General features: G+C 68.2%; 8 protein-coding genes. 2 read left to right on the top strand and 6 right to left on the bottom strand.

Features of this window, described 5'->3' with window-relative positions; all coding sequences use genetic code 11:
• On the bottom strand, window positions 1–187 hold a 187-nt coding region (locus JZ791_RS42325), incomplete at its 3' end, for a hypothetical protein (protein ID WP_438804637.1).
• 366 nt (window positions 188–553) lie between these two features.
• Between JZ791_RS42325 and JZ791_RS42320 the strand changes: the two genes are divergently transcribed.
• Window positions 554–1,528 carry an ATP-binding protein gene (locus tag JZ791_RS42320; RefSeq protein WP_216903314.1) on the top strand — a complete coding sequence of 325 codons (975 nt, stop codon included), beginning with the start codon at window positions 554–556 and terminating at the stop codon, window positions 1,526–1,528.
• Between the two features lie 214 nt (window positions 1,529–1,742).
• On the opposite strand, the gene efeB is transcribed toward JZ791_RS42320, so the two are convergent.
• The 5 genes from efeB to JZ791_RS42295 form a co-directional block, all read right to left on the bottom strand.
• Window positions 1,743–2,978 (bottom strand): iron uptake transporter deferrochelatase/peroxidase subunit, encoded by a 1,236-nt coding sequence (gene efeB, locus JZ791_RS42315; protein ID WP_216903312.1) that lies wholly within the window; start codon window positions 2,976–2,978, stop codon window positions 1,743–1,745.
• Between the two features lie 43 nt (window positions 2,979–3,021).
• Window positions 3,022–5,262, bottom strand: a complete 2,241-nt coding sequence (gene efeU, locus JZ791_RS42310) for an iron uptake transporter permease EfeU (RefSeq protein WP_438804636.1) — start codon at window positions 5,260–5,262, stop codon at window positions 3,022–3,024.
• A 253-nt stretch (window positions 5,263–5,515) separates the two neighbouring features.
• Entirely contained in the window at window positions 5,516–5,725 is a 210-nt protein-coding gene (locus JZ791_RS42305) for a hypothetical protein (protein WP_216903310.1), read from the bottom strand.
• A gap of 57 nt (window positions 5,726–5,782) precedes the next feature.
• Complete coding sequence (curA, locus tag JZ791_RS42300) at window positions 5,783–6,799, bottom strand: NADPH-dependent curcumin/dihydrocurcumin reductase (protein WP_216903309.1); 1,017 nt, start codon at window positions 6,797–6,799, stop codon at window positions 5,783–5,785.
• A gap of 58 nt (window positions 6,800–6,857) precedes the next feature.
• Window positions 6,858–8,261 (bottom strand): glycoside hydrolase family 27 protein, encoded by a 1,404-nt coding sequence (locus tag JZ791_RS42295; RefSeq protein ID WP_308163463.1) that lies wholly within the window; start codon window positions 8,259–8,261, stop codon window positions 6,858–6,860.
• A gap of 171 nt (window positions 8,262–8,432) precedes the next feature.
• Here JZ791_RS42295 and JZ791_RS42290 point away from each other — a divergent pair, with 171 nt between their 5' ends.
• Window positions 8,433–9,455: an NAD(P)/FAD-dependent oxidoreductase gene (locus tag JZ791_RS42290; protein WP_216903308.1), complete on the top strand. Its 1,023-nt coding sequence runs from the start codon at window positions 8,433–8,435 to the stop codon at window positions 9,453–9,455.
• Window positions 9,456–9,596: the final 141 nt, after the last annotated feature.

Here is a 9,596-nt window from a genome sequence, read left to right as displayed (position 1 = left end):
CGACCGCCCCGACCGCCGCGCCCATGATCGGGATCCCGATGCACGCCCCCAGCCGATGTCGCGCCGCCACGATCGGATCACGCCCCGCGAAGCTCACCCGCCCCCCGACATCGTCGCTCGACAGGCCCACATCCGACAGCAATCCGTCGAGAGCCGCAACATGATCGAGATCGTCGGTCTCCGCCATGATCACCACCCTATGCGCGCCCCGTCCGGTACGCCGGAGGAACCGCGCGCGGGCGGGTGAGTCGCAGGCCGGCTACTTCGTCGGCGCCTACCCCCGGTCGGCCCGACGGCGAACCGGGTGCCGCCCGAGCCCTGGCCGAGCCGATCACCCAAGGTGGCGGCCGTGCTGAGTCTCGACACGGTGTCCTCCGAAGCGGGGCGTTGGGGTCGAGGGCAATTCTTCGGATTCGGGGGTGAATGTTCTGTTCCCGCAGCGACGTCGGTTGTGTATCCGCGCCGACAGTGGTCCGTCTGCGCGGTCGCCGGTGGCCGATGGGGTACTGTGTCGCGCATCTGAATATGGTAATCATTTTCGAAAGGGGTTTTCGTGAAGATCGCGTTCGTCGGCAAGGGCGGCAGCGGTAAGACCACGCTGTCCTCGTTGTTCGTGCGCTACCTCGTCGATCGGGGTCTGCCGACCCTGGCCATCGACGCCGATATCAACCAGCATCTGGCCACCGCGCTGGGCGCCGGCGACGAGACCGCGATGACGCTGCCCACGCTCAGCGCGCACCTGCCGCTGATCAAGGAATACCTGCGCGGCGACAATCCGCGAATTGCCAACGCCGAGGCCATGATCAAGACCACGCCGCCGGGCGCGGGCTCGCGGCTGCTGGGCGTGGTGGAGCGCAATCCGATCTACGACGCCTGTGTCCGCGAGGTCGGCGGTGCGCGCTTGGCGGTGACGGGTCCGTTCGCCGAGGAGGATCTGGGCGTGTCCTGCTACCACTCCAAGGTCGGCGCGGCCGAAATGCTGCTCAACCACATGGTCGACGGTCCGGGAGAATACGTCGTGGTGGATATGACCGCGGGTGCGGATTCGTTCGCCTCGGGCCTTTTCACCCGCTTCGACCTGACCGCCCTGGTCTGCGAACCGACCCTGCGAAGCGTCGGCGTCTATCGCCAATACGCGAGTTACGCAAAGGATTTCGGCATCCGCATCGCGGTCGTCGGTAACAAGGTCTGCGACGCCGACGATCTGACGTTCCTGCGCGAACAGGTCGGCGAGAACCTGCTGTGCTGGATCGACCGCTCGGCCCACGTACGCGCCGCCGAACGCGGCGCCATCCACCCGATCGCCGACCTCGAACCCGACAACCTCGCCGCCCTGGCCACCCTTCGCGACATCCTCGACGCCACGGACCGCGACTGGCACACCTACCAGCGCCACGCCGTCGAATTCCACATCCGCAACGCCAATGCCTGGGCCGGTGCGGAATTGGCCGACCAGGTCGACCCGGACTTCGTCCCGGGCCCGCACCTGCGCCCGCAGAGCGAACCAGCGGTCGGCTCGTATTCGTAGTCCAAGGCCAGGGCAGTCGCGCATGCACTCTTCGGGTTGACGGCGCTCCAGGCCTCGAGTTGATGGGAGTGCAGTTCCCGGGACTGTACTCCCATCGATTCGAGGACTGGAGGTGCTGTGGAGAAGCCGTCGGACATGTTCGATAGGGACTACGAATGGGGCTTGGGACCACAGTTCTCGGGACTATGGTCCAACAGGCTGATGGGTTGCGCGCTCAGCTCAGCAGTGCGCGGCCGTACCAATCCTTGGTGTCGGCCACGCCGGGGAGGCTGAAGAAGTATCCGCCGCCGAAGGGCTGGACGTAGTCGATCAGGGGCTCGCCGATCAGGCGGGTTTGGATGGTCTCGAATTGGCGCTGGACGTCCTGCTGGTAGCAGCTGAAGATGTGGCCGGCCGAGAGGTTGCCGTTGGGGTCCAGGCCCAGGTCGTAGTTGTAGGAGCGGCGGATCAGCTGCTGGCGGGCGGTGTCGGGGGTGCGGGGGTTGGCCAGGCGGATGTGTGCGTCCAGGGGGATGACCGAACCCTTGGGGTCGGCGGCGAAGTTCGGGGTGTCGAATTCCTGGTTGCCGTCCAGGGGAGCGCCGGAATCGCGGCGGCGGCCGAACATGTTCTCCTGCTCGTTGATCGAGACTCGATCCCAGAATTCCACCAGCATGCGGATCAGGCGGACCACATGGTAGGTGCCGCCGCGCGTCCACGCGGGTTCGGCCGGATCGTCGGTCCAGATCAGCGATTCGGCCTCGGAGCCGGTGGGGTTGCCGGTGCCGTCCTTGAAGCCCAGCAGGTTTCGCCCGGTTCCGGACGGGCGGGGCGGGGAGTTGTAACCCTCGATCTTCCAGCGCATTTGCATCGCCCCGCGGGTCTGGCGGGTGATGTCGCGGATCGTGTGGTGGATGGTGTCGGGATGGTTCGCACACAGCTGTACCAGCAGGTCGCCGTGCATCCACGCCGGATCGGGGGAGTCGTTGGGGAACGTCCGCATCGGGGTCAGCTTGGCGGGCTTGAGTTTCGCCAGGCCGAACCGGTCGTCGAACAGGCTCGCGCCGACTCCCGTGGTCACGGTGAGCCCATCGGCCGGGATATCCGTTCCCAGCACCGCGCTGTCCGAAGGTGGTTGTCCCACACCGAGGTCCGGCGCGGTGCCGCCCGCGGTCAGGAAGCGGGCGCGACCGGTCAGGGTCTTGAACAGATCCACGAGTTCGGCGCGGTCGGCGGTGGTGACGTCGAAGGCGGCGAAGCACGAGGCATTCTGTTTGTTCGCCGGACCCGGGGTCAGGATGCCCGCCTGATGCGTGCCGTGGAAGGGGTACGAGTCGGCCTGCACGGGCTGGCCGACGGTGGCCGCGGTCGCGTCCTTGTGTGCGCCCTCTGCGAGAACCCCTGCGGTCAGGGCGGTTCCGGCCGCACCGGCGACGGCGCCGGAGAAGAATCGGCGGCGACTGACATCCATCGTGGGTCCTAACTGAGGTGTTTCGTGGTCTGTGGGGCGAATTTCAGTGCTGGATGCGCACTTCGAGCAGGTTCGGCACCCGGGCGAGCTGCTCCAGGGCCGCGCCCGTCGCGGCCAGCACGGCCTGGCGCTGGGGCTGGGGAGTCTGCGCGGGTGCGCGCCAGTGGCCGTTGTCCTGGGTGGCCGTCAGCGCGGCCTGTAGGGCGTCCAGCCGGGTGGTGAGCGTGGTGTGCAGCCCCGGGGCGCGCACGTCCAGCAGCGGGGCCAGTTCGTCCAGCACCGTGCGGGTGATGTCGATATCGGCCTGTGTCAACGGATATGCCGACCCGGAACCCTGATCGTCGATGCCCGACAGGTGGTCACGCAGCGCGTCCTCCAGGATTTCGTGCGCGCGGATCGGCAGATTCGTCGGGTCGCCGGCCAGATCGTCGCTGCCCAAATTCTTTTGGACCCCGGCGATGTCGCTGTTCAGCTTGTCCAGCACCGGCAGCAGCTGGTCGGGGCCCTGACCGTGCCACAGGCCGTACTCCACGCGATGCAAGCCGGTGAAGCCGTCGTCGGCGGCCCCGTTCGGCAAACCGTCGGGCAGCCCGTCCACGGCCGTTCCGGCGTCGCCGAAGCTGTCGTAGGAGGCGCCGACCCGCTCCCACGCCATCTGCGCGTTGAGCCAATCGGCCTGTGCGGCCGCGATGTTGCCGGCCTGGATATCGCCCCGTAGCGTGCCCAGGGCGTTCGAGACATCGGTGAGCGCCTGGGCCGCGACGGTCTGATAGGCGTTGTTCGCGGGGGTGAGATCGTCGGCGGTGACCGGTTCGACGGCCATGGGTGCGCCCGCGGCCGCCCCGCTGATCTGCACGGTCGGTGAGGTGGTCTTGGGCAGGCCGGACATCAGGCAGGCGATGGTGTAGCTGCCGTTGCCCAGTGTCGCGGTCATATCGGCGGTGGTGGCCGGGCCGATGGTCTCGATCTCGCCGACGATCGCGCCGCCCGCGTTCAGCAGGTTGATCTCGCCGGCCTTACCGGTCTTGTTCTGCACCGCGAAGGTCTGGGCGCCGGACCTGCCGGACTTCCATTCGTGCGCACAGGAGGTCTCGGTGATCGAGACCGCCTGGACCGTACCGCTTTCGGAGGAGGGCAGCAGCGCGATCGCGACCGCCGCGGCGAGCACCGGAACCAGTACCAGCGCGGTGGCGACGATCGGCAGGCGCGGGCCCGCGACGCGCTCCCACCAGTCGGGGGTGTGTGCGGAACTCGCGGCAGCGGTTGCGGCGCCGACGGATTCGTTGCCGGTTGGTGTCGCGGGTGTAGCCGCCGATCCGTCGGCAGTCGCCGATCCGTCGGCGTTCGCGGGAGCGACAGATGCCGCGGGCGCACCGGTGGTCACGGGGGCGACAGCTGTGGAGTCGGCCGCCGGGGCGGTGTTGGCGGCAACAGCTGCTGCCGCCGGACGTCCCGCCCGCACGAACAGCGGAATCACCACCGCGAGGTACACGACCCACGCGACGACCTGGAGCACCGTCATCTTCGGCGCAAGCTCGGTGACACCGGTGATGATCGAGACCCACCAAGCGTTCGGATCGATATGCGCGGTCAGGTCGAACGCCACCCATTGGCGGCCCGGCAGCAGGCCCGCGTCCTGCAGATCGCCGAGTCCGTAGGCGAGCACACCCGCGGCGATGACGATCAGGAACACCGCCGTGCGATTGAAGAACACACCGAGGTTGAACCGCACACTCTGCCGATACAGCAGCAAGCACAGCGCGATCGCGGCGATCAGACCCAGCGCCGCGCCGATCAGCGGGGCGACCGTGGTGCCGGACGCCTTCACCGCGGTCCACACGAACAGCGTGGTCTCCAGCCCCTCGCGGCCCACGGCCAGGAAGGCGGTGAGCACCAGCGCGCCGGCGCCGAGCGTGACCGCCCGCGCCACCTCCCCGCGCAGCTGTTTGGACAGCGAGGCGGCGGTGCGGCGCATCCAGAAGATCATCGCGGTGACCATGATCACGGCCAGCACGCTCAGGATGCCGCCGACCGCTTCCTGCGCGCTACTGGACAGCACGCTGGTCGAATAAGTGAGCACCGCCGCGAAACTGCCCGCCACCGAGACCGCGCCGAGCAGGCCGAGCCAGATCGGTGTCGTCGAGACGGGACGTTCGGGTGTCGCGGCCTTCCGCACGGCTGCCAGCAGGATGGTGACAACGAGACCCGCCTCGAGACCCTCCCGCAGACAGATCAGAAGGTTCGGTACCGCCTCAGCCCAATTCACTCTGCCAAGGTAAGGCATACCTATAGGAAGATCCAACCCTAGGCGAGCCTAAGTTTCGAAATCCTTCGGCTTGCGCTCGCGACCGAGATCTGCTCGGCGTATTTGCTGAATCATTGCCCGATGATGCTTCGGTGTTGGTGCAAGCCCTGGAACACGGCGGAAACGAATATATGAAGGGGGAGGCCGATAGCGGAGAACTCTGAAATCGGGGCGCGCGCGAGCGCGGTGAATCCCGCCGGGGCCGAGCCGTGTGGTCGCTGGGCAGAAAATCTCAGGCGGACGTGCCGGCGGCGGTTCCGGCCAGGTCGACGATCAGATTGGCGATCATGTCCCGGGTGCTGCGGGCGCGGGCGAGGGCGGGGTCCCGGGGGTCCGAGTCGAGAAGGTCGATCAGATCGTTCATCGAGCCGAAGATCGTGACCAGCCGCCGGACCGCCGCCCGCCGATCGGCCGGTGTCAGGGGAAGTGCAATGGTGCTCACGATTGCTGATATCGCGCCGATCGGCCGAACGTTTCACCTGACGAATTCGGGCCAAGATCAATCGGCAACGTGCACAACGAGTTTCCCGACGTTCTTGCCGACGAGCAGCCCCTGGAACGCCTCCACGGTGTGATCGAAGCCCTCGACGACGTCCTCGAGATACCGCACCCGCCCGTCGGCGAGCCACTGCGGCATCTGCTCGACGAATGCCGGGAACTGCTCGGCGGCGAATTCGCGCTGGATGAATCCGCGCACCGTGAGACTCTTGCGCAGGATCATGCCCATGAGCAGCCCGAGCCGGTCCGGGCCCTCGGGCAGGGCAGTGGCGTTGTAGCCGGCGATCAACCCGCACACCGGGATTCGCGCGTACTCGTTCAGCCGGGGTAGCACCGCGTCCAATACCGCGCCGCCGACGTTCTCGAAGTACACATCGATGCCGTCCGGGGTCGCGGCGGCCAGTTGATCGGCGAAATCCGGTGCCCGGTGGTCGATTGCCGCGTCGAATCCGAACCGCTCGCGCAGCAGTGCCACCTTCTGCGGACCGCCCGCGATGCCGACCGCCCGGGCGCCCTGGATCTTGGCGATCTGTCCGACCGCGGAGCCGACCGGCCCGGTCGCCGCCGCGACCACCACGGTCTCACCGGATTTCGGGCGGCCGATGGTCAGCAGGCCCGAATACGCGGTGAAACCGGGCATACCCAGCACGCCGAGGGCCGTGGTCACCGGCGCGGCCGCCGGGTCCAGGCGGCGCAGCTGGCGGATCGGCTCGACCGAATGTGTCTGCCACCCACCGTAACCCAGCACGATGTCACCGGATCGCACTGCGGCGTCGCGTGATTCGAGCACTCGCGAGACCGTCGCGCCGACCATGGTCCCGCCGATCGCCACCGGTGGCGAATACGACGGCGCATCGCTCATCCGCCCGCGCATATACGGGTCCAGTGACAGATACAGCGTCTCGAGCAGGGCCTCGCCCTCGCCGGGCGCGGGGAGTTCCACGGTCTCGGTCCGGAAATTCTCGGGCTCGGGCGTACCGGTCGGGCGCGAGGCCAGGACGATGCGGGTACTTTTCATCGGTCAACCACCTCCGGGGGACGGGGTCGGGACCCGTCCAAGTCTGCCACCCGGAGAATCAGCCGCACCGCGGGGTGAGGCGCAGCATGGTCGCGGCATGCGAGGCGACGCCCGTGGCGTCGATCAGCCCGGTCGTGGCCGAGGTGGTGTGCGTCCACAGGTTCCGCACGGTGTAGCAGGATGCGGCGGGCAGGCCGAGGGCCGAGGCCGTGGTGGAGATGTCCGCGGGGGCGGCCCCGCGGTTGAGCAGCGCGACCGCGATCGAACCGTCGGACAGCCGTTTGGTCATGACCCGGTCGTCGGTGGGCAGGAACGCGCCCTGCACCGCTGCCGGATCCTGGTCCACCGCAATGACTTCGCGGTTGGCCAGGAGGTCGCGGATCTGCGCGGACATGGTGCGGATGTCGTTACCCGCGATGAGGGGCGCGCTCAGCATCGCCCACAGCGAGAAGTGCGTCCGCTGCTCGTCGGGGGTCAGGCTGACCTGCTGGCTGCGCAGCGCGGTGAGCTGCTGCGGGCTGAGCGTGAACGGCGCGGTGAGCTTCTTCAGCACGCTGCGGTCGGCGATCTGCTGCTGTAACGACAGCGGCAGGGTCTTGAGCACTGCGCCCGGCAGGGTGCCCAGATGCGCCCCGAGGAATTCGTTCAATTGCTCGCCCACGACCAGCATGTCGGGATCGTTCCAGTGGCCGGGACGGCTGCGCGCGGCGAGCGGTGCGGCGGCGGCCACCTGGTCGGTCACGCCCAGGTACTGCCGCGTGTTGAGGTCGTTGATCAGCACGGTCGGTAGGGTGTTGTGCCACAACGGGAACAGATCGTGCGCATTGCGGGTCACGTCCGAGATTCGCGACCAGTCGTAGGCGCCCGCGGTATCGGTGCTCGCGCTGTTCGGATTGATGCTGTAGACGATGTGACGTCCGGTGGCGCGCAACGCGTCTCGCATGGCGGTGAACTTCCGCACTTGATCGCTCAGGTTGGCGGTGTCCCGGCACCAGTCGTATTTGAGGTAGTCCACACCCCAGGCGGCGAAGGTGCGCGCGTCCTGGGCCTCGTGGCCCGCGCTCGCGTTCTGCAGTGTCTGCCCGCAGGTTTCGTTGTACGGGCTGGAGTACAGGCCCAGCAGCATGCCCCGCTCGTGCGCGTAGCGGGCCAATGCGGCGATGCCGTGCGGGAATTCGGTGGGATCGGCCCGAAGGTCGCCGTTCGCGTCGCGGGTCGCCGCCGCCCATCCGGCATCCAGATTCACATACCGATATCCGGCGTCGCGCATGCCGGAGGCGACCATGGCGTCGATCGTCTGCTCGATATTCTTCTCGTTCAACGCGATTCCGGAGTTCCAGGAATTCCAGCCCATCGGGGGACCGGAGAGTTCCGGTTCGGCCGCGGCGGGCGAGACCGGAAGCAGGCACGCCGCCGTCGCGAAGGCGACGAGGATCCCCGCCCATCGGCTGTGTCGAATCACGTCGCCTCCCGGAATATCGCTGCCGCCTGTACGCGGATCGGAGCACCAACGGTCGCATATCGTCGCGATGCGTGCCCGTCAGGGAGCCGGTGAGCCACGCGCCGAAGGCTACTTTTGCCATTTCAGCAAAGTCACTTGCCGGAATCGCCAGATGGTCGCACTCTGGTTGTCATGACGACCGAGCAGATGCGAGACGGACAAAAGTACGACGTGATCGTGGTGGGTGGCGGTGCGGCCGGGCTGAACGGCGCCCTGATGCTGGGCCGGTCCCGGCGATCGGTCGCGGTGATCGATGCGGGAGCCCCGCGCAATGCCCCCGCCGAGGGGGTGCACGGGCTACTGGGGCGTGAGGGCATGCCACCGGCCGAACTGCTCGAACTCGGCCGCGCCGAGGTCCGCCGGTACGGTGGCGCGATCTTCGACGGTGAGGTCGTCGCCGCGTCCCGCGACGACACCGGTTTCGTCGTGACGCTCGCCGACGGTGGCACGATGCACGCGCGCCGCCTGCTGATCACCACCGGCGTGGTCGATCGGTTGCCCGATGTCCCGGGCCTGCGCGAGCAGTGGGGCCGCGGCGTCGTGCACTGCCCGTACTGCCATGGCTGGGAGATTCGCGACCAGGCCATCGGCATCCTGGCCACCGGCCCGATGAGCGCGCACAGCGCACAGCTGTTCCGCCAGCTCAGCGACGACATCGTCTATTTCACCCACACCACCGATCTGCCCGCGGATCAGGCCGCCGAGCTGGCCGCCCGCGGCATTCGGGTGGTCGAGGGCACGGTGACGGCCATCGAGACCGCCGACGACCACATCACCGGCGTACGCCTGTCCGACGGCACGCTGGTTCCCCGAGCGTCCCTGGCTGTGGGCCCGTACGCCGTTGCCCGCGGCGAGTTCCTCACCGACCTCGGCTTGCCCCTGGCCCAGCACTTCAGCGGCGCGGGCGAACATATCCCCGCCGACCCCTTCGGCCGCTCCGAGGTACCCGGAATCTGGTTGGCGGGCAACGTCACCGAACCCTTCGCCCAGGTCGGCGCGTCGGCGGCCGCGGGCGCCATGGCGGGCGCTCAGATCAACGCCGATCTGGTCGCCGAGGAGGTCCGCACGGCCGTCGCAACCCGGGAATCCTTCTCCGCCCTGGCCGAATCCGAGGTCGCCGAGCTGGTAGGCGGGGAGAGCCGTCACGGACTGTGAGTCGCCGGACGTTCGGGGCACGGGCCGCGGCTCGTGTGTGACGGTCCCATACGCTGGGCGGATGAACACGACTGCTCCCGATGTGCTGCGGGTCGGCTACGTGCCCGGGGTGACCGTGTCCAAATGGGCGCGGGTCTGGGG

This window comes from Nocardia alni (assembly GCF_019038435.1).
GTDB classification, from domain to species: Bacteria; Actinomycetota; Actinomycetes; order Mycobacteriales; family Mycobacteriaceae; genus Nocardia; species Nocardia alni.
The sequence above is the reverse complement of the archived record's forward strand: the minus strand, read 5'-3'. Positions and strand labels throughout refer to the sequence as shown.

Excerpts from the sequence above, each read along its gene's own strand:
- efeB (WP_216903312.1), bottom strand. The coding sequence starts at position 2,978 with ATGGATGTCAGTCGCCGCCGATTCTTCTCCGGCGCCGTCGCCGGTGCG.
- efeU (WP_438804636.1), bottom strand. The coding sequence starts at position 5,262 with ATGCCTTACCTTGGCAGAGTGAATTGGGCTGAGGCGGTACCGAACCTT.
- curA (WP_216903309.1), bottom strand. The coding sequence starts at position 6,799 with ATGAAAAGTACCCGCATCGTCCTGGCCTCGCGCCCGACCGGTACGCCC.
- JZ791_RS42290 (WP_216903308.1), top strand. The coding sequence starts at position 8,433 with ATGACGACCGAGCAGATGCGAGACGGACAAAAGTACGACGTGATCGTG.